The following is a 23,058-nucleotide window of genomic DNA, read 5'->3' as shown; positions in this document are numbered from 1 at the left end:
CTTAACTCCAGCGTTTTGAAAGGCGGTCGACCAGCAGCACGGCGATCAGGAGTGCCCCGACGATGCCGACCTGCCAGACGGTGTTGACGTTGAGTTGCAGAAGCCCGGTCTTCAGCGTGACAAGCAGGATCACCGCGGCGATAACCCCGCCGACCCCGCCCACGCCACCGGTGATGGCGACACCGCCCAGCATGACGGCCGTCAGCGATTCAAGCTCCAGGTTCTGCCCAATATTGGGTCGCGCACTTCCGAGCCAGGCGAGAGAAACCAACCCCGCCACCCCCCCGAGGAAGCCGCTCAGGCCGTAGACGAGGAGACGGGCGCGATCGACGGGAATGCCGACGAGGCGCGCCGATCGCTCGTTGAAGCCCATGGCGAACAGCCACCGCCCCCAGGCGCTGTAGAGCAGCAGCACCGCGGCGATTGCGAAGACGGGCAAGACCAGCGTGACGAAGGGCATCGGCAGCGTGAACACCATGCCGCGGCCCCAGGGAAGCAGCCAGGCAGGTACGCCGGCTTGCGCCGCCCCTCCGGTCAGCGCAAGCGCGAGGCCGGAATAGACAAAGAGTGTGCCGAGCGTCGCAATCAGCGGCAGGATCCTCAGGCGGGTGACGAGAAAGCCGTTCACCAGGCCAAGCAGCAGGCCGGTGACGACGCAGGCGACCGGCAGAAACACCGGTGGCAGCCCCGCCTTGACCGCGAGCATGGCGAGCACGACCGACAGTGAGACGATACCGCCGACCGACAAGTCGATACCGGCACCGCCAGCAAGGATGACAAGGCACTGGCCGAGCGAAACGAGCGCCAGGATGGTGGAGAACTGCAGGACCGTCGTTACCGTGGACGCGCTGAACATCGTCGGCTTGAGGGCCGCAAAAAACACGATGACGATGACCCAAAGAACGGTGAGCAGAAGGAGGATACGGCTGGAGGCGGCCGGTTTGAGAAGGCTCTTCATCGCGGCATCCACTTCGTCTTCATCTCGCCGAGGCGCGACACCGGCACCTCAAGCGCAAGCACACCGATCAGCAGCGCGCCGGTCACAACCGGTTGCCAGAGCGAAGGCACGCCGACCAGCAGAAGGCCGTTCTGCAGGACACGCAGCAGGATGACACCGAGCGCCGTGCCAAGAAGACTGCAGCGCCCACCCAGGATGCTCGTACCGCCGAGTACGACGGCCGCGATGGCGTCGAGCGCCAGTGTGCTGCCGATAGCCATTTCGACGTTCCGGTAATTGGCCACGTAGAAACTGGCGGCAAGGCCCGTCAGCACGCCACTGACCACGAAGGTGGCGACCCTGACCTTGTTCACCGGCACGCCCGACAGACGCGCCTTCTCTTCGGCATTGCCGATCGAGAGCAGATGGGGCCCATAGGCGGTGCGCCGCAGTGCCAGCCAGACCGCAAGATAGGCGAGCCCGATGACGAAGACAGAGAGTGGGATGCCGAAAAACGCCCTCGACAGCAGCTCCGTCAGGCCCGCAGGCAGGCCGGACAACCACTGGCCACCGAGAAGTACGAAGACCCCCATGCGGTAAACGCCGAGCAAGCCGAGTGTGCCGACGATGGCCGGCACACGGCCGAGGACGACGACGAGCGCCGTCACCATGCCGAGGCCTGCGCCTGTCACCGGGCCGACCAGCAAGGCCAGCGCCGGCGCCACCGACGCCAGCAGGGCATGGGAGACAGCGATGGCGGCAAGCCCCATGAGGATGCCGATCGACACGTCGATACTTCCCATCGCGAGCAGCAGGGTCATGCCAAGACCAGCCAGCATCAGCTCTGTGCTGTTGCGGACGATGGTCGCTGCATTGCCTGCCGTCGCGAAGTAGGGCGAGGCGACAGAAAAGACGATCGAGGCGAGAATGACGGCACTGAGCAGCGCCCATTCACGTCCGCCGATGGCGAAAAGACGGAGACTTGACGGTCGCATCGCAGAAACGACCCGGCCTTAGAAGTCGAACTTGTCGACGTTGTCAGCGGTAAAGACGGCCGGCGGGCCAAGCAGCAGTACACCGCTGTCGGCATTGTAGGTGACCGGCGAGGCAAAACCCGGCACGGTGTTCTCAGCCTCAAAGGCCTTGCCATCGATCAGCTGCTTGCCGGCCCAGACTGTCAGGTAGCCGAGCTGGGCGGGATCCCAAAGCACAGAGAAGCCGAAGGAACCGCTCTTGATGTAGGCGCGCGCGGTGTTCGGGCTGCAGTAGCCGGTCCCCACGACAGCACCGATCTTGCCGGCCGTTTCGATCGCCTGGGCGACGCCCGGGCAAGTCGAGGAGGCAACCGCGATGATGCCCTTCAGATCGGGATTGGCGGTCATCAGATCACCGGCGATCTGTGCCGCACGCTGGGCCGTGCCGCCGGCATATTGCGGCTCGAGCAGCGTCAACTTCGGATACTTCTCCTTCGCCTGTTTCTGCATGAAGCCGATCCAGGCATTGAGGTTGGAGGCCGTCGCCTCGCCCGAGACGATGCCGATCTTGGCATCGTCGCCCACGCGCTTGACCAGTTCGTCGATGATCGTGGCACCCAGCCCCTCATCTGTGGCCTGTGCGACATAGACCGCGCGACCGCTGTCCGGCGCATCGCTGTCGCTGGTGAAGAGCTTGACGCCCTTTGCATTCGCCGCCTCGACCACTGGTGCGATGGCGGAGGCATCGAGAACGCTGACGGAAACGGCATTGACGCCCTGGTCAATCAGATTCTGCACGATCTGCAGCTGATCGACCGGGTTGGTATCGACGGGACCCGAATAGATGAATTCGACCCCCAGCTCTTCCGCCGCGCGCTTGCCGCCGGCCTCCATGGCATTGAAATACGGAATGCCGATCAGCTGCGGCACGAAGGCGACCTTCGGCTTGTCTTGCGCAAAAGCGGTGGCGCCGATGGCAAGCGTCAATGCGGAAGCGGCGAGAACCTGCTTGAATTTCGGGAACATCTGGAACCTCTCTGGAACGGTTGGACGCGCTTTATCGATTGTTTTGTTCAAGCGCCCGCACGTCGGGATGGGCGCCTGTGATGAGGGAAACGATCTCTTCGGGGGTGGTTTCCTCTTTCCTCCGCTCGGCGACCTTTCGGCCCCGGCGGAAGACGACCATGCGGTCGGCAACCTCGAAGACATCGGCTATGTTGTGGCTGATCAAGACCACGGCGCAGCCGCGACCGGCGAGCCGGCGGGTGAGCTGCAGCACCTTGCGCGTTTCGGCGACGGCAAGCGCCGCGGTCGGCTCATCCATGATGACGAGCCTGGCATTGAGATTGAGCGCCCGGCAGATGGCAACCGCCTGGCGCTGGCCGCCCGAGAGACTGCCGACAGGCGCCTCCGGGTCGGAAATATGAGCGTCGAGCTCGTGGAGCAGGCCGTCCACCCGGTCCCGCATTGCCTTGCGCCGCAGGAACGGAATGCCGAGAACCGAGTGTTTGAGTTCTCGCCCGAGAAAGACGTTCTCGGAGATCGACAGGTTTTCTGACAGGGCGAGCTCCTGAAAGATCGTCGCAATACCAGAGTTCGCAGCGTCTTTCGGCGAGGCGAACTGGACCGACTGGCCTTCGACCAGCAAATCCCCGTCACTTTGCGGATGTGCGCCGGCGAGAATCTTGATGAAGGTTGATTTGCCGGCGCCGTTGTCACCGAGAAGCGCCAGGACCTCGCCGCCGTTGATGTCGAGATCGACATCCTTCAGCGCGGTGAGCGCGCCGAAGCGTTTGGTAATTCCCGTTGCGCGGAGAAATGGAACGGTCATCGAACTATCCCCTGCGATGGATCACTTGGCGCCACTGGCCCAGCGAAGAATGTTCTTCCAGATCGCCGCGTACCCGGGCCAGGCGACAAACTCGTTCGGCACCCAGTGCGGTCCGATGTCCGAGGTCCAGGCGACGGTGCGGCCCCTGCCATAGTTGCCGGTCACGAGAAGCGGGTGACCGCCCTCCTCTTCAGGCAGTCGGGCGAGTACTTCGACGCCGTCGTCGTCCTTGGCGGCCACCTCGTTCGCACCGAGGAGCAGCGGCCATTCACCCTCGATACCGTCGAGGATCGGATGGTTCTTCGGGCCTGTGACGACAGCCTTGAACCCGTCCGGGATTTCCAACCGGTCGTCATAGGGAAGGCAGGTGACAGGCAGTGCCTCCTCTACCGGCGTGTGGCGCCAGCGGGCCTTGCCGTCGATGCCCTGGAACGAGAAGTAACCACCCGCCATCACCAGGCCACCGCCGGCCGCAGTCCACTCGCGAATGATCTTCAGCCGATTGGGAACTGCCTTGCCATGCAGCCAGACGGACGGGGGAAGGAGCAGCGAATTGGCGCCGATATCGGACAAAAGGATGACCTGATAGGCGGAAAGCCCTTCCAGCGTGAAGGGGAACTTTTCGACGCAGTCATGCGCCGTCATATAGGTGACGTCGAATTCCTCACCTTGAAGCGCGGCGACCAGCGGTTCGGCACCCAGATGGAAGGTCACGCTGCCGAACTGGTCGAACCCCTTGTAGTGGGTCGCCGAGCTGACCCAGCTCTCCCCCACCAGCAAAACCTTCGTCACCATGTCGCTCTCCTTATCTTTGCGTTCCGTATTGTCTTGAAAATCAAACAGCCTTCGCCTCCACGGCGGAAAGCAACGCCTCAAGTTCGCCTGCGCTCGCCGGGTGTCCCTGCGCCCCTTCCGCCGTCGTCGTCAGGCTGGCACCGACAGCGGCGTGGCGCGCTGCGTCCACCAGAGGGCGGCCATGCAGCCAAAGGCTCAGGAATATTCCGGCAAAAGCGTCGCCTGCGCCCGTCGCATCGACCCGGCTGACCGGCAGGGCAGGAACTTCGATCGGCGGACCACCGCTTTTGCGGAAGACGACGGCACCGAATTCACCGAGCGTCAGCACGACGTCGCCTCGCGGCTTTACCCGTGCGATCGTGCGTCCGGCTTCCTCGATCATCGAGGCGAGCGGCGTGCGGATGGCGAAAACCTCGCGCAGCGTATCGTCGTTGATGAAGGTCAGGTCCACCTGGCTGATCATGCGGGCAAAAGCGTCCGGATTGCGCGATCCCTCCGGCAGGCCCGCCGTATGCAGGCTGACATTCCAGCCCGCATCGTGAAACCGGCTGATCGACGGCATCATCCGCTCGTAATGAAACCCTTCGATATGCAGGCAAGAACGCACCGCACCGGGCGTGATGTCGAGATTGGCGGTGAGGTCGACCTCGCTGAGCTCAAAGGTCTCGTGAATGATCGTCCGGCCGCCATTGGCTTCGATGATCACCATAGCGCGTGGCAAGCGCCCACTGACCGGCCGACGGATCGGCAACACGTTCACGCCTCGCGCCAGAAGCTCAGCCATCGCCCACTCGCTGTCGGCGTCGTCGCCAACAGCGGTGGCGAGATCGATCTGCAATCCATAGGGATCACCGACGGCAGCAGCGGCGACGGCGAGGTTTGCGGCCGGGCCGCCGAGCGCCTTGTCGATATGGCTTGCCGCGACCCGGTCATCGCGGTGCGGCAATACCGGCACCCGGCAGAGATAATCGACGCAGATATGACCGACGACCAGGAGGCGCGGATGCCCCTCGGCCTTCTGCACCGCCCGCGCGGACATCATCGGCAACGAGCGGGCAAACACACTCGGACGGTAGGCAAGCTTCTGAACCGCCTCCTGGATCTTTTCGGCGGTCTCCGCTTTGACGGGAACCGTTCCATTCAGAAAATTGGACACCGTGCCGACGGAAACCCCGGCAGCGCGAGCAACATCCGTAATGGTGGGACGCCCTTTTTTCATCACTTCCCCGCCAATTGAAACGCTTCAAAGCGTATGAGCGGTTCAAGCAAGCGTCAAAGCAATTTTATTCCAAGTTTTTGTGTATAAATTCACCATCGCGCAGGAATTTTTATATATCTAAGTATTTCATACTCAGAACCACGCGGATTGAATTTATTTCAATCCATTTTTCGTTGCCGACGTATGATGCTCCCAGCAGGCACACAGGTCCAGCAGACCACGCATCCCGTTGAACTGGTCCTGAGTGGCGCGCCAGCGGCTTCGGGTACCCGCATGTTCCACTGGAGAAGACCAATACTCGGCCGGACCAAGGCAGATACCACCTGCCACAACCCAAAATAGGTAACGTAACGTTAACCTTCAGAAATGTACGGTATCGTACGTACGGAATCGTTCATTGAACCTGAGGGGAGGACAATGGCCAAAGACGATGCAGCGGGTGGGGAATTGCAGGAAAGGCTTGATTTCATCGGGCTTGGACCGCATGAGCGGCAGTTGCTCAAAGCGGTTGCCGACCGCGTCATGAAGGAAACACGGCCAGCACTGGATATCTTCTACGACAAGGTTCGCGCGACGCCGCAGACACTTCGGTTTTTCGCCGGCAACGAGAAGATGGCAGAGGCGGGTAAGCGCCAGGAAGGCCACTGGGCCCTTATCCTGAGCGGCGGTTACACGCCCGAATATCTCGATGCCGTCCGGGCGATCGGCTCGGTCCACGCTCGTATCGGCCTTGCGCCCCAATGGTATATAGGCGGCTACGCACTGGTTCTCGACCATCTCGTCAAGGCGCTTCTCGCCCCGACGGCCCTTCCCAGCAAGCGCAAGCTCTTCTCGCGTCGGCCGGGCGCTGTGACGACCGGCCTTGGCGAAGAAGTCGCCGCCGTGGTGAAGGCGGCCCTCCTCGACATGGAACTGGCCATCTCTGTGTATCTCGACAAGCTGGAGGAGCGCCGGCAGGCGGCCGAGCAACAGGAAGAGGAAACGCTGGGCCGGGTTGCCGCTGCCTTGCAGCAGCTCGCCCAAGGAGATCTGGGCGTTTCCATCGATGTCGCCGCTTCGGCGCGGTCAGGGCATCTGGTCGAAAACTTCAACGACATGGTGGACGATCTTCGCGCGATCATCCTTTCGGTGCGGGACGCCTCCGGAAACATCAGAAACGGCACGACCGAGATCGCCAGCGCCTCGGAAACGGCAAGCCGTCAGTGCGAGCGGCAGGCAGCCGCGCTGGAGCAGATTGCGACGGCAATTGCCGAACTGGCCACCGGCAGCCAGATGACGACGGACAGCGCCGCAGGAGCCTCGCGCGCCGTCGCCGAAATTCGCGGCCAATCGGAAGCCAGCACCGTGTTGGCCGGCAAGACCGTCGCAGCCATCGGGGAGATCGACGCGTCGTCGCGCAAGGTGTCCCAGATCGTCAAGGTCATCGACGAAATCGCGTTCCAGACCAATCTTCTTGCGCTCAATGCCGGTGTTGAAGCGGCGCGTGCCGGCGAAGCCGGAAAGGGCTTTGCCGTCGTCGCGCAGGAGGTACGCGCCCTTGCCCAGCGGTCGGCGGATGCCGCCAGGGAAATAGCCGCGCTGATCAAATCGAGCTCCGATCAGGTCGCCGAGGGCGTGAAACTTGTCGGCGAAACACGGGAATGGCTGACCGGCATCACCAACGCCGTCCAGAAGATGGACGAACTCGTTGGCGGTATCGCCACCTCAACGCAGACACAGACCAACGGAATCCGCGAGATTTCCACGGCGATCGCACAGATCGACGAGGCAACACAGCAAAATGCGGCGATGATCGAGGAAAACAGTTCTGCCAGTCGCGCCCTCGCGCGCGAGGCAGAAGGGCTCGCAAGCGTTGTCGACCGGTTCCGCACCTCTCGCGAGGCCATCATTCCGCCGCTGGCGATGACGGCATGACAATCCGCGCGACCGTCACCCCCACGCGCCGAAAAGGCGCTTTCCACACAGCCTTACAGCGATGCAAGACGGATGCGCTCGTAGCACTCGCAGGCTCGCTCGTGCAGGACCGCCCGGTTAGTCACCCGCAGCGATCCGCGATGGTAGGAGATCGCGCCGGCATTCATGAGGTCGGTACAGATGGCATTGACCGTCGCCCGACGCAGCGCAAGCAACATGGCGATCGCCTCCTGGGTCACGCTATAGGTATCGCCCTCGACCCTGTCATGCGCATGCAGCAACCAGCGGGCAACGCGCTGTTCGGCGGTGTGCAGGCTGTTGCAGGCAACGGACTCCATCAGTTGCACCGTGTGCGACTTGGCGTATCGCAGCATGATTTCGCGGACGCACTGGAATTCTTCGAGCGCAACGTCGAGATCGGCAATCGTCACCCAGGAGGCCTGGCCGGGCACCTGCACGACCGAGCGGCCGAGCGAGCTGCCGCCGCCCATGATCAGGCTGAAGCCAAGGAACCCCTCAGGGCCGATCGAGGATTTCTCGACGCTTCGGCCGTTGCTCATCTCTGCGATGATCGACACGACGCCTTCATGGGGGAAGACGACATGCGTGACAGGCGCGCCATCTTCGAAAATGACGTCGCCGGTGTTCATCGGCTTGATGTCTGCATGCGTTCGAAAGAATTCCTGCGCCTGCGGCCTGATGGAGTCGAGGATCCTGTTACGCAGTGGGCCCATAGAATTGTCTTTTTCTTTCAATGGGTCAGCCCCGAATTTACCTGTCAAAATTCCTTAATAACCCAATAACCTAAATCAATCCCTAATATAACATGGTGCCCGCACCGGCATGATGTGCGGCCTGTTCCCTGCTGGAGCCGTCAATGGAAGATCTGCCATTGCATGAATTGTCAGAATACATGCAGCCATCCGACACATTCGAGCACCAATCCGAGCGCGACGAGATTTTGAAGGGGAGCGGAATCATCGGCATGCTACAGCAAAACGCCAGCGCCCGCACAGATGACAAGGGAAGCGGCCTGACGAAGCTGCTGGGTGCCTATCAGGCGGCGCTTGATCGGCACGCCATCGTCGCCGTCACGGACCGGCGCAGCAGGATCCTCTCCGCCAACAGGCAATTCTGCGCAGTAAGCGGCTACCGGGAAGACGAGCTTATCGGGCAACCGCACCGTCTCGTCAATTCCGGGCACCACCCGAAGGCGTTTTTCGAGGGTATTTGGAGAACGATCGCCTATGGTCAGGTCTGGCACGGAGAGATCTGCAACCGTGCCAAGGACGGCAATCTTTATTGGGTGGATACAACCATCGTGCCACTGGTCGGTTCCGATGGACGGGTAGAGGCCTATATCTCGATCCGCTACGATATCACCAAGCGCAAAGCCGCCGAACAGGCCTTGCACGAGGAGGTCGAACGGCGACGCGGTACCGAGGCGTTGCTTGTCGATGTCATGGAAACGGTGCCAGACGGGATTGCCGCCTTTGATGCGAACGACCGCCTCGTGCTCTTCAATCGCTCCTATGCAAACCTTCACATGCATCCTGCAGAAGCGATCCGGATCGGCGCGAGCTTTGAATCGATCCTGCAGCACGGCCTGGCGAAGGGACAGTACGTTCTGCCGCGCAATACGGGCGAGTCCCATCAGGCCTGGCTTCGCGCGCGGCTGCGCGCGCATCGCAATCCCGGCCGAAGCACGGTACAGGAGCTTGCCGACGGCCGGTGGATACAGATCCGTGAGCGCCGCTCCACCTCAGGCCACATCGTCGGAACACGTACCGACATTACCGAATTGAAGCGGTCGGAATCGGCCATCAAGTTCCTGGCCGAACACGATCCGCTTACCGGGCTCCTGAACAGATCGGTACTCTCCCAGAGGCTCGAAGAGGCGGTCACGGCCTGTCGGCGCAATCAAACCAGCGGCCTGCTCGTGGTCATGGACCTCGACGGTTTCAAGCAGATCAACGATTCCATGGGTCACGCAGCCGGCGACGCGTTGCTCAAGACCATTGCACAGCGGTTGACGGAAGCCTTCCGCCGCTCGGACACGGTCGTGCGACTCGGTGGTGACGAGTTCGCCGTCGTCGTGCCGCAGCTCGGCAGGCGTGACAGTATCGACGCCCTCGCGCAGCGGCTGCTGGCCGCGGTCCAGCGCCCGGCAATGGTCCAGCGCCGTAGCCTTGCCCCGCGGCTCAGTCTCGGCATCGCACGGTTCCCCCAAGACGGCCACGCGCTGGAGGTTTTGCTGCGCAAGGCCGACATGGCCCTCTATCGTGCCAAGGCCGAGGGTCGCGGGACCTATCGCATCTTCACCCGTGCCATGCGCGCCCATGTCGAGCAGCGCCGCCGCCTTACCGCAGCGCTGACCAGCGCGGTGGCGCGCGGCGCGATTGACGTCGCGCTGCAGCCGCAATTTACGCTCTCCGATCACAGGCTCACCGGCTTCGAGGCGTTGGCGCGCTGGACGAACGAAGGGCGCGCGGTCAGCCCTTCCGACTTCATCGCCATCGCCGAGGAAAGCGGCCTGATCGGCGATCTCGGCAATCTGGTCCTGAACAAGGCCCTGGAGGCGATCGGCAGCCTACGGCAAAACGGCATGCAGACAGGTCCGGTCGCCATCAACATCGCCTCCGCACAGATACGGCAGCTCGGCTTTGTGCCTATGCTGCAGGCCGCCGTTCATCGCCATGGCCTGACACCGGGCGACGTCGAAATCGAGTTGACCGAGAACATCCTGCTCGATGAAGCCGGTGATGAGATCGCCCGGAGGCTGAAGACCCTGCGCACCGCCGGTTTCTCCATTGCCCTTGACGACTTTGGAACCGGCTATGCCTCGCTCTCCCACCTCGGCCGCTTTCCCATCGACCGCATCAAGATCGACCGCGGCTTTGTGTCCCGCATGAGCAGCGCGCAGGATACCTGTACGATCGTTCGCGCAATCATCGGTCTTGCCCACGCGCTTGGCATGACGGTGGTCGCCGAAGGTATCGAAACGCAGGCGCAGCTGGAACAGTTGCTGGCCTATGGCTGCAATTTTGGCCAGGGCTACCTGTTTTCTCCGCCTCTTGCACCAGAGCAGCTGATGGCCCGCTTCGGCGACGGGCTGGATTTCAAACTGGCGCGCGGCCTTTGCGAACCTGACCAACCGCCCCGATAGACCGCCACAGGCTCCTTTGGCTAACCGTACTGGCCGCCGGAAACGGTGGCACTTCAAAACTTGTTCGTCGGCACGAGGCAAGCATCGCCGTCGCCGTCCCAACGATCTGGTACTGCTGCCATCACGGCGTAGGCTGCTGATTGGGTGAGGCTTCAGACGATCGAGAGCCCGGCCTTTCCCTGCACGGCTTCGCCGATGGCCACCGCGCTAAAGCCGTGCCGGGCAAAGATATCGAGAACCGCCGCGGTCCCAGCCGCGTCACAGGCAACGAGCAGGCCGCCGCTCGTCTGGGGGTCGCAGAGAAGAGCCTGATCAATGGTGGTCATGTCACGAACGAAGGCCACATCCGCGGCGTAGCTTGCCCAGTTGCGCCCGGACGCGCCGGTGACAAACCCCTTGCCGGCAAGTTCACGAGCGCCTTCAAGAAGCGGCACGCTGGACCATTCTATCCGCAACTGGCAACCCGCCCCGCGCGCCATTTCGAGAGCATGGCCGGCAAGACCGAACCCGGTCACATCGGTCATCGCGTGCACGCCGTCGAGCAGCGCAAGGTCCGGCCCCGGCGTGTTGAGACGCGTCGTCGTCTCCATCATGCGTGCATAACCGGCCGCGTCGAGCGCGCCCTTCTTCAATGCCGCCGAGAAAATGCCGACACCGAGCGGTTTACCGAGGATCAGCACATCACCCGGCCGCGCACCGGCATTGCCTTTCACCCGGGCCGGGTCAACAAGGCCAAGCGCGACAAGACCGTAGATCGGCTCGACGGAATCGATCGTATGCCCCCCCGCAATGGGAATACCCGCCGCCCGGCAGGCGGCGGCACCCCCGTCGAGGATGGCACCGATCGTTGCAGTGGACAACGTGTTGACCGGCATACCGACCAGCGCCAGCGCGAAGAGTGGCCTGGCGCCCATGGCATAGACATCGCTGATTGCATTGGTCGCAGCGATCCGGCCGAAATCATGCGGATCATCGACGATCGGCATGAAAAAATCGGTCGTCGCGACGATAGCCTGGCTGTCGTTAAGGCGGTAGACGGCCGCATCGTCAGACGTTTCTATCCCCACCAGCAGATCTGGCGGTACTGGCAGAGCCGCCCGGCCGCGCAGAATCTCCGAGAGCACGCCAGGCGCAATCTTGCAGCCGCACCCCCCGCCATGGGCGAGCGACGTGAGGCGGGGCTCGTCAGGAACGACCGTGTCGGACATCAGCAGGAACTCCTTCTCCGCGCAGGCAGCAGCAGGCGTCGTCACCGCGATCATGGCCCATCGTTGCTCCCAAGACCATGGCTTTCATCCGAAGTCCCACCTTGACAGGTCCGGCAGCAAGGCAGACGATCAAGCTTCGACCGATCCGCAAGGCAGGTACGAGGACAGCGAATGAACATCGATCTTTCCCGCCGCAGCTTCCTGAAGCTCGCCGGCGCGGGAGCGGCGGCAACCTCGCTCGGAGCCATGGGCTTCGGGGCCGCGGAGGCCGCGACAGCCGCTCATGTCCGCGCGTTCAAACTGGCGACGACCACTGAAACCCGCAATGTGTGCACCTACTGTTCGGTCGCCTGCGGGATTCTGATGTACTCCAAGGGCGACCTCAGTGCCGGAGAGACGGCCGAGCTGATCCACATCGAGGGTGACGCCGACCATCCGACCAACCGTGGAACGCTCTGTCCGAAGGGCGCGGCGCTCAAGGACTTCGTGAAGTCCGAGACTCGCGCCACGAAGCCGCGCCGCCGGGCACCCGGCGCTGACCGCTGGGAGGACATCTCCTGGGAGGAAGCCTTCGACAAGATCGCCCGGGCGATCAAGGATGACCGCGACGCGAACTTCATCGAGAAGAACGCGGCCGGCGTTACGGTCAACCGCTGGACGACCATGGGCTTCCTCGCCGCCTCGGGCGGCACCAACGAGACCGGATGGCTGACCTACAAGACCGTCCGGTCCATGGGTGTCGTCGGCTTCGACAACCAGGCACGCGTCTGACACGGCCCCACGGTAGCCAGTTTGGCTCCAACTTTTGGCCGCGGCGCAATGACGAACGCCTGGACCGACATCAAGAACACTGACCTTGTCATCGTCATGGGTGGCAATGCGGCGGAAGCGCATCCTTGCGGCTTCAAATGGGTGACGGAGGCAAAACACCATCGCGGCGCCCGGCTGATCGTCGTCGATCCGCGCTTTAACCGCACGGCCTCGGTCGCTGACGTCTATGCGCCGATCCGTCCCGGTTCCGACATCGCATTCCTGATGGGCGCCATCCGCTACTGTATCGAGAAGGACAAGGTGCAGTGGGACTATGTGAAGGCCTATACCAACGCCACCTACCTGGTGCGCGAGGATTTCGCCTGGGCTGACGGCCTCTTCACCGGCTATGATGCGGAAAAACGCGACTACGACCGCGCCGCCTGGGAATATCAGATGAACGCGGACGGGACGGTGAAGGCCGACCCGACACTCTCCGACCCACGCTGCGTCTGGAACTTGTTGAAGCAGCATGTCGCCGTCTATACGCCTGAATTTGTGGAGAACATCTGCGGCACGCCGAAGGATCGCTATCTGAAGATCTGCGAGATGATCGGCGCGACCGCGGCGCGCGACAAGGTGATGACCTCGCTCTACGCGCTCGGCTGGACCCAGCATTCCAAAGGGGCGCAGAACATCCGCGGCATGGCGATGCTGCAACTGATCCTCGGCAATGTCGGCCTGCCGGGCGGCGGGGTGAACGCACTGCGCGGCCACTCCAACATCCAGGGCCTCACCGATATCGGCCTGCTCTCCAACACCCTGCCGGGTTACATGAACCTGGCAACGGAGAAGGAGCCGGACTACGCAACCTACATGTCGACGCGCGGCAACAAGCCGCTCGTTCCCGGCCAGACGAGCTATTGGCAAAACACGCCGAAATTCATGGTCAGCTTCCTGAAGGCCATGTGGGGCGAGGCCGCGACGAAGGAGAACGACTGGGGCTTCGACTGGCTGCCGAAGCTCGACGTACCCTACTACGACATCCTGCGCATGTTCGACATGATGAGCCGCGGCGAGGTGAACCTCTACTTTTGCCAGGGCTTCAACCCGCTGCTCTCCTTCCCCAATCGGGCGAAGCTGACGGAGGGCCTGTCGAAACTGAAGCTGCTCGTCACCATCGACCCGTTGGAGACCGAGACAGCGCATTTCTGGGAAAACCACGGCATCTACAACGACGTGGACTCCTCGAAGATCATGACCGAGGTGTTGCAGCTACCCGCCACCTGCTTTGCCGAGGACGAGGGGGCGACGGTCAATTCGGGCCGCTGGCTGCAATGGCACTGGCCGGGCGCGACACCTCCGGGCGAGGCCAAGCACGACACCTGGATTCTGGCGAACATCTTCCTCAGGGTGCGTGAACTCTACCGCAGAGAGGGCGGGGTCTGTCCCGAACCGATCCTGAACCTTTCCTGGGACTACCAGGATCCCTACGACCCTGAGCCCGCGGAGCTGGCGCAGGAGATGAACGGGCGGGCGCTCCAGACCCTCACTGATCCCGCCGATCCGGAAAAGGTGCTGGTCGAGGCTGGCAAGCTCCTGCCGAATTTTGCCGTGATGCGCGACGACGGCTCCACCATGTCCGGTTGCTGGATCTATGCCGGCTCCTGGACGGAGGAGGGCAACATGATGGCGCGGCGCGACAACAGCGATCCGGGCGATATTGGTACTTTTCTCAACTGGACCTTCGCCTGGCCGGCAAACCGCCGCATCCTCTACAACCGCGCCTCCTGCGATCTTGCAGGCAAGCCGTGGGACGAGAGCCGCAAGCTGATTGAATGGACCGGTGAGAAATGGGCCGGCTTCGACGTGCCGGATATCGCGGTGACGGCCAAACCCGAAACGGTGATGCCGTTCATCATGACGCCGGAAGGCACCGCCCGGCTGTTTGCGCGCAAGCTGATGCGCGACGGCCCCTTCCCCATCCACATGGAGCCCTTCGAAAGCCCGGTCGAGAACCCGTTCAACGCGAAGCTGCGTGGCAACCCGGTCGCCCGCATCTTCCCGAACGACGTGGAGCAGCTCGGCACCAGTGCCGACTATCCCTTCGTCGCTACCTCCTACCGCCTGACCGAGCACTTCCATTACTGGACGAAGCACAACCGCATGAACGCCGTGCTGCAGCCGGAATTCTTCGTGGAGATCAGCGAGGAGCTGGCGGCCGAGCGCGGCATCGTCAAGGGCGGGCGCGTACGGGTCTGGAGCAAGCGCGGCGAGGTCTGGGCGAAAGCCGTGGTCACGAAGCGCATCCGCCCACTGATGTGCGGCGGCAAGACGGTGCATGTGGTCGGCATTCCCTTGCATTGGGGTTTCATGGGCGCAGCGCGCAAGGGGTTCGGGCCGAACAGCCTCACCCCCTTCGTCGGCGATGCCAACATAGACACGCCGGAGTTCAAGGCCTTCCTTGTCAATATCGAGCCGGCGGCAGAGGAGGCCTCGTCATGAGCGAACGCGCACCGGAACCTCTGACGGCAGCGGCCAACCCGCCACTCCAGCCCTTGCCGTCGAACCTCCTGCCTGGAGACGTCATCAAAGCTTCGGCGACGAGCGACCTGCCTGCGCCCGAACGACAGCTCACCCAAGTCGCCAAGCTGATCGACGTGTCGAAGTGCATCGGCTGCAAGGCCTGCCAGTCGGCCTGCATCGAGTGGAACGACACTCATCCGGACGTGGAGGAGAATGTCGGGGTTTACGAGAACCCGCATGATCTGACGCCCGACATGTTCACCCTCATGCGGTTTACGGAATACGAGAACCCGAAGACCAACGAGCTGGAATGGCTGATCCGCAAGGATGGCTGCATGCATTGCGCCGATCCGGGTTGCCTCAAGGCGTGCCCTGCCCCTGGCGCGATCGTGCAGTACTCCAACGGCATCGTCGATTTCATCTCCGACAACTGCATCGGCTGCGGATATTGCGTGGCGGGCTGTCCCTTCAACATCCCGCGCATCTCCAAGACGGCACACGTCTCGAAGAAATGCACACTCTGTTCGGATCGCGTCGCCGTCGGTCAGGGCCCGGCCTGTGCCAAGGCGTGCCCCACAAAGGCGATCACCTTCGGCACCAAGGAGAGCATGATCGAGCTTGCCGAGGAGCGCGTCGAGGATCTGAAATCGCGCGGTTACGACAATGCCGGCCTCTACGATCCGCAAGGCGTCGGCGGCACCCATGTCATGTATGTGCTGCACCACGCCGACCAGCCCTCGCTCTATGCTGGTCTGCCCGACGATCCGCAGATATCACCCGTGGTGCGCGGCTGGAAGGGGCCGGCCAAGACGGTTGGCCTTGCCGTGGCGGGCATTGCCGCAGCCGGCGCGCTGCTGCACGGCCTTTTCGCCCGGGCGAACGAGGTGACGGAGCACGAGGAGGAGGAGGCAGAGGACCTCGTCGACGATGCCGGCCAGATGCCTGGCGGCAGGGAGGTTTGATGACCGAGAAACGGATCTATTCGGCCCCCGGCGACAAGATCGAAACGAAGCACCCGGTCCTGGTGAGCCGCTATCGCGGCATTACGCGGCTCAATCACTGGGTCACCGCGCTCTGCATGATCCTGCTCCTCCTTTCCGGCTTCTCCTTCTTCCACCCATCCCTGTTCTGGCTGACCGGCCTCTTTGGCGGCGGGCAGACAACGCGCTGGCTGCATCCCATCGTCGGCCTGGTGCTGGTGGCAAGTTTCCTCCTGCTCTTCGTGCAGATGTGGAAGCTCAACCTGCCGCGACGCGAGGACGTGGAATGGAGCCTGAAGATCGGCGACATGCTCAAGGGCGACGAAGACAAGTTGCCCGAGCTCGGCAAGTACAATGCGGGACAGAAGCTGGTATTTTGGGGCATGTCCGCGCTGATCATCGTGCTCGTCACGACGGGCATCATGATCTGGGAGCAGTATTTCCCGCACCTCGTTTCCATCCCTGTGCGCCGCGTCGCCGTCGCCGTGCATGCGCTGGCCGCGGTCGGAGCGATCCTTATCTTCATCGTTCATGTCTATGCGGCGATCTGGACGCGCGGCACGATCCGCGCGATGACGCGCGGTACCGTCACCGGCGGCTGGGCCTTCCGCCACCATCGCAAATGGCTGCGCGAACTGGCTGGACGCCAGCACACCGACCCGTCAAAATAGCCTGCCAAGACAAAGCATCGCCGGAGGCTTCATGGCGCAGAACCTAGAGCCCGATCCCACGCTCATCGGCGGCGTGCCCAAACCTCCGCTCGCCTTCCTGCCCGAGCCGGTGAAGCTCTTCCAGACACGCGCTCGCCGCTTCGCCTTCCTCGCTGAAAGCAATCCTTTGGCGCCTTACCTTGCGTTCCTCGCCGAACTCTCGCGTCTGCAGGCCCGGCTTGCCGCAACACTGCCGCCGGTGACCGCCATCGCGCCGATGCGCATCACCGAGGCCTCCCGCAGCGCCATGCCACCCATCGACCGGCTGAGGATCTCCGCCGATCCCGCCCTCGGGGTCACGCTGGACGCCTTTGTCGAAGGGGCCGCCGGGCTCTCCATGCCCGACCCCGCCCGCCTGGCGCTTGATGCCGTGCGCGCAACCGAGCCGGCGGACCGCATCTGGCTCCTGTCAAACATCCTGTCGGACCGGATTCCTGACGACAGCGCCGCTCCGCATCTCTTCGCCGCCGCTGCGGTGCAGGTTCACCTGGCAAGGCTCGCCGCTACGCTTGATGCCGGCGCACTGGTCCCTGTCGGAACCGGTCTCTGTCCCGCCTGCGGCGGACGCCCCGCCACCACATCGGTCATGGGCACACAGGGCATCGAGAATGTGCGCTACGCCGCCTGCGCCTGCTGCGCCACCTGCTGGAATGAAGTCAGGGTGAAATGCCTTTGCTGCGGTTCGACAAAGGGGATCAGCTATCGTTCGGTCGAGACCACGGAGGCCACGGTGAAGGCCGAGACCTGCAAGGAATGCCATTCCTGGATCAAGATCTTCTATACGACGAAGAACCCCAGCCTCGATCCCGTTGCCGATGATGTCGGCAGTCTGGGCCTCGATATCCTGATGAAGGAGACCGATTTCCGCCGCGGCGGCTTCAACCCCTATCTGGCAGGCTATTGATGCAGGGATTTCGCGCGCTTCCCTCCGTAGACCAGATACTCACGTCGACAGAGGGACTGGCACTGGCCGAAGCGTACGGTCGGCTTGCCGTTGTCACCGCGATCCGCGCGCGGCTTGAAATCGCCAGGGAGAAGATCCGCGGCGGCGCGGATGGCGCGACCCTTGCTGCCGATCTGCCGGGTCGGGTCGCCGGGGATCTCGTGGCTGCAGCGCGCTCCACCCTGCGCCCGGTGCTGAACCTCACGGGCACGGTGCTGAACACCAATCTCGGCCGCGCAATCCTCGCCGATGACGCGATCCGGGCTGCGACGACTGCCATGGCCCACCCGCTGGCGCTGGAGTTCGACCTTACCGGCGGTGGGCGCGGACAGCGTGATGATCATCTGCGCGGACTTCTCAGGGAGCTTTCCGGCGCGGAAGACGCCACTATCGTCAACAACAATGCCGCCGCGGTGCTGATCACGCTCAACACCTTCGCAGCCGGGCGCGAGGCCATCGTTTCACGCGGCGAGCTGATCGAGATCGGCGGCGCCTTCCGCATGCCCGACATTATGGCCCGCGCCGGAGCCCGACTGGTCGAGATCGGCACCACCAACCGCACCCACCCGCGCGACTACGAAGAGGCGATCCGCCCTGAAACCGGCATCATCCTGAAGGTCCACACCTCAAACTACCGTATTGAGGGCTTCACGGCCGAAGTGCCCGCACCGAAACTGGCGGGCATTGCCGGAAAGGCTGGCGTGCCGCTGCTGAACGACCTTGGCTCGGGCTCGCTCGTCGACCTCTCTGCGTTCGGTCTGCGGCGCGAGCCGACGGTCGCAGAAGCAGTCGCCGAGGGTGCAGACCTCGTCACCTTCTCCGGCGACAAGCTGCTCGGGGGGCCGCAGGCCGGCTTCATTGTCGGCAGGCGCGATCTCGTCGCCGCGATCAACCGCAACCCGTTGAAGCGCGCCGTACGGCTGGACAAAATCCGTATCGCCGCACTTGAGGCAACGCTGAAACTCTACCGCGACCCCGACCGCCTCGGCGAGCGCCTGCCGACCCTTCGCTTCCTCGCCCGCCCGGAGGCTGAGATTGCAGCGCAGGCCAACCGCCTCGCGCCTGCGGTCGCTACGCTGCTTGCCCCGTACGGTTTTTCCGCGACCCACTGTTCCTGCAGAAGCCAGGTCGGGTCCGGTGCCCTGCCGGTCGACACGATCGCAAGCGCCGGTCTCCGGCTGACGGGTGCCGGTGGCGATGCGCCCGACCGTCTTTCCGCCCGGTTGCGCGTCCTCCCTACCCCTATCATCGGCCATATCCGCGACGGTGCGCTGATCCTCGATCTGCGCTGCCTTGAGCGCGACGACGATCTGCTGGAGGCGCTTGCAGCCCTATGATTGTCGGGACGGCAGGGCATATCGACCATGGCAAGACCGCGCTCATCAAGGCGCTGACCGGCACGGACCCCGATCGCCTTGCCGAGGAGAAAGCCCGTGGCATCACCATCGACCTCGGCTTTGCGTATGCCGATCTCGGCGGCGGCACGATTACCGGCTTCGTTGACGTTCCCGGCCATGAACGCTTGCTCCACACCATGCTTGCCGGCGCCGGTGGTATCGACTTCGCACTGTTGGTCGTCGCCGCAAACGACGGCATCATGCCACAGACGTGCGAGCATCTCGCGGTCCTCGACCTGCTCGGGATAACCAGGGGTGTCGTTGCCCTCACCAAGATCGACCTTGTTGACCCGCAGCGCCGAACCGAGGTGACGGCGAGGATCCGCACGACCCTTGCGGGCACCGGACTTGGCACAGCCCCGATCATCCCGGTTTCCGCGCAGAGCGGCGAAGGCATCCCAGCCCTGCGCAGCGCGCTCGCCGAAGCCGAATCGGAAAGCACGGCACGCGACCACGCCGGCCTTCTGCGTTTTTCCGTCGATCGAAGTTTCACACTGCCAGGCGCAGGAACAGTGGTCACGGGGATGATGCTGTCCGGGCAGGTGAGACTGGACGACGTCGTTACCGTCAGCCCCTCCGGCCTGACGGCCCGCGTGCGCGGCATCCACGCGCAGAACCGCAAGGCTACCGAAGGGCTTGCCGGCCAGCGCTGCGCACTGAACCTTGCCGGTGATCGGGTGACAAAGGATGCTCTCCGACGTGGTGACATCGTGCTTTCCCCGCCTCTTCATGCACCCTCGGACCGGATCGATGCAGTGCTTTGCGTGCTGGCATCGGAGACCAAGGCCATCGGAACATGGTTTCCAGCCCGGCTGCACAGCCACGCAGCGGAGGTCGGCGCGCGGGTCGTGCCGCTCGACGGCCCGGTTTCGCCCGGCGGCGAGGGCTTTGTGCAACTGGTTCTCGATCGCCCGGTCGCGGCAGCCATCGGCGACCGATTCATCCTGCGCGACACCTCCGCCAGCCGCACGATCGGCGGCGGCCGATTCCTCGACCTCCGCCCACCGGCCCGCAAGCGCGGCACGCCGGAGCGATTGGCTTGCCTCTCCGCCGCCCGCAGCACCGAACCTGCCGTGGCTCTTTCCGGGCTCGCCGCCATAGCTCCGGTCGATCTTGCCGTCTTTCTCCGCGACCGCGGCCTTGCGGAAAGCGCCCAGCCCGGCATCCTCGACGCCGCGAACGCCGAAACGGTCGGAGCCTTTGCCCTTTCCTCGAAAGCCCTCGGCCGCCTGCAGGCCGATCTTGTCGAACATCTGGCGGCGTTCCATGCGGACAATCCCGACCTCGCCGGGATCGGCCGCGAGAGATTGCGCCTCGCCCTTCCTCTCCGCCTGCCCAAGGACACGTTCCTCACCTTTCTGAAAACGGAGGCAGCGGCGGGTTGCGTGGTTCTCGATGGCGCGTTCCTGCGCCTGCCCGGGCACGCGGCGCGGCTCTCAGCCGCAGATGAAGGTCTCTGGGACCGTGTCAAACCGCATCTGTTGGGTGAAGGCCGCTTCCGGCCGCCGCGTGTACGCGATTTCGCAGAAAGCTTCGGCATGGACGAGCGTGCGGTGCGGCGCATGTTGAAACTCACGCAGAAGCTTGGACGGACAGACCAGATTGCCCATGACCATTTCTTCGCCCGTGAGGTTGTAAAGGAGATGGCAGCGATCGTGCATGGTGTCGCCGCACAGGCTGAGGACGGCTGGTTCACCGCGCCCGCCTTTCGCGACAGGGTTCATAACGGCCGCAAGGTCGCCATCGAGATCCTCGACTTCTTCGACCGTCTCGGCCTGACCTTGCGCAAAGGCGACTTGCGCCGCATAAATCCTCATCGCAGCGACCTGTTCGATCTCTAGGTTCTGCAATCCGTCGGTCCGGCAAAGCCGCTTTGCCCTTGCAGGCACGGCTTCAGGAAGGGAATCGTCTCCGGTGGGACGGCCGGACTTCAAATCCGGTTGGGGCAGCGAGCCTGTCCCGGGTGGGTTCGACCCCCACTCCCCTCCGCCATCACATGGGGAAGGACTTGGCCGCTTGTGAAGAAGAGAGTTGCCTGTCATTTTGCATGTCTGCCGCAAGGAATGCCAGGGCGGCCGCGCCGATAAGCCCGGAATTCTGGCCGAGGGCAGCGCACACCACGCGCACATCCTTGAAGGCGGGCATAGCCCATTCGGCGATGTAGCGCTGGATGCCGGGATGCAAACGCTCGAATTCGTGCGAGAGACCGCCGCCCATGATGATGACATCAGGGCTGAAGATGTGCAGGAGGCTCGTGAAACCCCGGCCGAGGATTTCCGCCTCCTCGTCGATCAATGTATTTGCCAGGGCGTCCCCGGATCTGGCGGCGGCGAACACGGCGCGACTGTCGATGGCGGCGCCCTCAGCCCCCAAACGGGTTTCCGTGCACGCAAAAGCCCGGTCCCGCGCGCGCCGCGTGAAGGCCGTACCGGATCCGTAGGCCTCGAAGCATCCCCGGTTGCCGCAAAGGCAGAGCGCGCCATCCGGCATGACGGACATGTGACCGATATGCCCTGCCATCCCCTTGCGGCCGCGCAGCACGCGCCCATCAGCAATCACGCCGCCGCCAAGGCCCGTGCTGACCGTAACATAGACAAGGTTTTCCAGCCCCCTGCCTGCGCCGAACTGCCATTCACCAATGGCGGCGGCAATGCCGTCGTTTTCGAGGCTGACGCGAACGCCGAACCGCTTCTGCAACTCAGCCTTCAGAGGAAAATCGGCAAATCCGGCAAGCGTCGGGATATCCCGCGCTATGCCCGAGATCGTGTCGATCGGCCCCGGCGTCGAGATACCGATGCCAACCACCCTGGCGGTCCCCACATCAGCGGTCAGACCATCGGCAAGCGCTCCGATCTGGTCAAGCACACGATCCGGCCCGGCCATTGCATCCGTCCGCTCCTCGGCGCGCGCGATGACCTCTCCCCGCGCGCCGACGAGCGCGGCGCGAACCTGCGTGCCTCCAAGATCGATGCCGATGGCGATCTCATGCATGGTCGGATGCACCTTCAGAGGGAATGAAGCCACGCCATGCGCTCCTCGAGCGAAGGCGCATTAAAGGCAAGCGAACCGAGTACGACCGTCTGCGCACCTGCCCCACGCAAAATCGGCACGGTGTGCTCTCGGATACCGCCATCGGCCGCAAGCACGATGCGATGCTCCGCCCCGCACGCGGCGATGATGCCTTTTGCCTCCTGCAGGCGTGCGCCCGCACGCTCATCAAGGCCCTGCCCTTTCACACCGATTGCAGTTCCAAGCAGTGTGATGAACTGCAGCCGAGCAGCGTAGCGGCGGATGCGCTCGACGGGAGTTTCCACCCGCAGCACCATACCGGCAGCGATGCCGCGGCGTTCAAGCAGGTCGAGGGCTGCGTCTGCGACACGTTCGTTTTCGACGTGAAGGCTGATGAGATCACTGCCTGCATCGGCGAATTGCTCGATCTGCGAGAGGAGGATGTCGTCGGAGACCATGAGATGAACGTGGATCGGCCGCCCGGAAACCTTGCGAACACCCGCCACCAGATCGGGAAAGAACAGCATCGCCGGCGCAAAATGGCCGTCGGCGACGTCGATGTGCAGGATATCGACATGGGGCTCGACGCGGGCGAGATCATCGGCCAGCCGCATAAGATCGGCTGACCAGACGGAGAATTCGGCAATCAGACGATCCTTGGGAAGGTCGGCGATCCAGTTTCTGGCGGTGATGTTCATA

The 23,058-nt window shown here is 63.5% G+C and carries 18 protein-coding genes and 1 tRNA gene; 9 read left to right on the top strand and 10 right to left on the bottom strand.

Translation table 11 applies throughout. The annotated features are described in order from the left end of the window. Position 1 precedes the first annotated feature (1 nt). The 6 genes from K0P03_RS23880 to K0P03_RS23855 are packed head-to-tail and all read right to left on the bottom strand — an operon-like array spanning position 2 to position 5,756. On the bottom strand, positions 2-958 hold the full coding sequence (locus tag K0P03_RS23880) for an ABC transporter permease (RefSeq protein ID WP_130517489.1): 957 nt from the start codon (positions 956-958) through the stop codon (positions 2-4). Beyond that, a complete protein-coding gene (locus K0P03_RS23875) occupies positions 955-1,932 on the bottom strand; it encodes an ABC transporter permease (RefSeq protein ID WP_272790785.1) in 978 nt (325 codons plus the stop codon). Before K0P03_RS23875 ends, K0P03_RS23880 begins: the two co-directional genes overlap by 4 nt. An 18-nt stretch (positions 1,933-1,950) precedes the next feature. After that, positions 1,951-2,937, bottom strand: a complete 987-nt coding sequence (locus K0P03_RS23870) for an autoinducer 2 ABC transporter substrate-binding protein (protein ID WP_023514397.1) — start codon at positions 2,935-2,937, stop codon at positions 1,951-1,953. Positions 2,938-2,968: 31 nt separating this feature from the next. Next, positions 2,969-3,742: an ATP-binding cassette domain-containing protein gene (locus tag K0P03_RS23865; protein ID WP_023514398.1), complete on the bottom strand. Its 774-nt coding sequence runs from the start codon at positions 3,740-3,742 to the stop codon at positions 2,969-2,971. A 21-nt stretch (positions 3,743-3,763) separates the two neighbouring features. Further along, on the bottom strand, positions 3,764-4,537 hold the full coding sequence (locus K0P03_RS23860; protein ID WP_272790784.1) for a glutamine amidotransferase: 774 nt from the start codon (positions 4,535-4,537) through the stop codon (positions 3,764-3,766). Between the two features lie 40 nt (positions 4,538-4,577). Next, a complete protein-coding gene (locus K0P03_RS23855; RefSeq protein WP_272790783.1) occupies positions 4,578-5,756 on the bottom strand; it encodes a carbohydrate kinase family protein in 1,179 nt (392 codons plus the stop codon). A 417-nt stretch (positions 5,757-6,173) separates the two neighbouring features. Between K0P03_RS23855 and K0P03_RS23850 the strand changes: the two genes are divergently transcribed. Next, complete coding sequence (locus tag K0P03_RS23850; protein ID WP_272790782.1) at positions 6,174-7,670, top strand: methyl-accepting chemotaxis protein; 1,497 nt, start codon at positions 6,174-6,176, stop codon at positions 7,668-7,670. Positions 7,671-7,723: 53 nt separating this feature from the next. Here the strand turns inward: K0P03_RS23850 and K0P03_RS23845 are convergent, their stop codons facing one another. After that, positions 7,724-8,404 (bottom strand): Crp/Fnr family transcriptional regulator, encoded by a 681-nt coding sequence (locus tag K0P03_RS23845; protein WP_024269905.1) that lies wholly within the window; start codon positions 8,402-8,404, stop codon positions 7,724-7,726. Between the two features lie 143 nt (positions 8,405-8,547). On the opposite strand from K0P03_RS23845, the gene K0P03_RS23835 reads away from it, so the two are divergent. Continuing rightward, complete coding sequence (locus tag K0P03_RS23835) at positions 8,548-10,836, top strand: putative bifunctional diguanylate cyclase/phosphodiesterase (RefSeq protein ID WP_367182427.1); 2,289 nt, start codon at positions 8,548-8,550, stop codon at positions 10,834-10,836. 152 nt (positions 10,837-10,988) lie between these two features. Here the strand turns inward: K0P03_RS23835 and selD are convergent, their stop codons facing one another. Next, entirely contained in the window at positions 10,989-12,044 is a 1,056-nt protein-coding gene (selD, locus tag K0P03_RS23830) for a selenide, water dikinase SelD (RefSeq protein ID WP_272791099.1), read from the bottom strand. A 171-nt stretch (positions 12,045-12,215) separates the two neighbouring features. On the opposite strand from selD, the gene fdnG reads away from it, so the two are divergent. The 7 genes from fdnG to K0P03_RS23795 all read left to right on the top strand — a co-directional run bounded on the left by fdnG (position 12,216) and on the right by K0P03_RS23795 (position 21,342). Beyond that, the gene (gene fdnG, locus K0P03_RS23825) at positions 12,216-15,299 is read left to right on the top strand and encodes a formate dehydrogenase-N subunit alpha (RefSeq protein ID WP_272790781.1); all 3,084 of its coding nucleotides are present in this window, start codon (positions 12,216-12,218) and stop codon (positions 15,297-15,299) included. Further along, a complete protein-coding gene (gene fdxH / locus K0P03_RS23820) occupies positions 15,296-16,282 on the top strand; it encodes a formate dehydrogenase subunit beta (protein WP_050745964.1) in 987 nt (328 codons plus the stop codon). Before fdnG ends, fdxH begins: the two co-directional genes overlap by 4 nt. Continuing rightward, positions 16,282-16,971 (top strand): formate dehydrogenase subunit gamma, encoded by a 690-nt coding sequence (locus K0P03_RS23815; protein WP_023512732.1) that lies wholly within the window; start codon positions 16,282-16,284, stop codon positions 16,969-16,971. Before fdxH ends, K0P03_RS23815 begins: the two co-directional genes overlap by 1 nt. Positions 16,972-17,002: 31 nt before the next feature. Beyond that, positions 17,003-17,914 (top strand): formate dehydrogenase accessory protein FdhE, encoded by a 912-nt coding sequence (fdhE, locus tag K0P03_RS23810; RefSeq protein ID WP_272790780.1) that lies wholly within the window; start codon positions 17,003-17,005, stop codon positions 17,912-17,914. Further along, positions 17,914-19,290 (top strand): L-seryl-tRNA(Sec) selenium transferase, encoded by a 1,377-nt coding sequence (selA, locus tag K0P03_RS23805; RefSeq protein WP_272790779.1) that lies wholly within the window; start codon positions 17,914-17,916, stop codon positions 19,288-19,290. The genes fdhE and selA overlap by 1 nt, the downstream gene beginning before the upstream one ends. Further along, positions 19,287-21,191, top strand: a complete 1,905-nt coding sequence (gene selB / locus K0P03_RS23800; RefSeq protein ID WP_023512735.1) for a selenocysteine-specific translation elongation factor — start codon at positions 19,287-19,289, stop codon at positions 21,189-21,191. Before selA ends, selB begins: the two co-directional genes overlap by 4 nt. A gap of 55 nt (positions 21,192-21,246) precedes the next feature. Beyond that, positions 21,247-21,342: transfer RNA gene (locus K0P03_RS23795), tRNA-Sec, on the top strand. Here K0P03_RS23795 and K0P03_RS23790 read toward each other — a convergent pair. After that, entirely contained in the window at positions 21,343-22,341 is a 999-nt protein-coding gene (locus K0P03_RS23790) for an ROK family protein (protein WP_050746047.1), read from the bottom strand. It lies immediately after the preceding tRNA gene. Between the two features lie 14 nt (positions 22,342-22,355). Then, a complete protein-coding gene (locus K0P03_RS23785) occupies positions 22,356-23,057 on the bottom strand; it encodes a ribulose-phosphate 3-epimerase (RefSeq protein WP_023512737.1) in 702 nt (233 codons plus the stop codon). Position 23,058: the final 1 nt, after the last annotated feature.

This window comes from Shinella sp. HY16 (assembly GCF_028534175.1).
Classification (GTDB): Bacteria; Pseudomonadota; Alphaproteobacteria; order Rhizobiales; family Rhizobiaceae; genus Shinella.
This window is presented reverse-complemented; position numbering and strand designations above follow the sequence as displayed.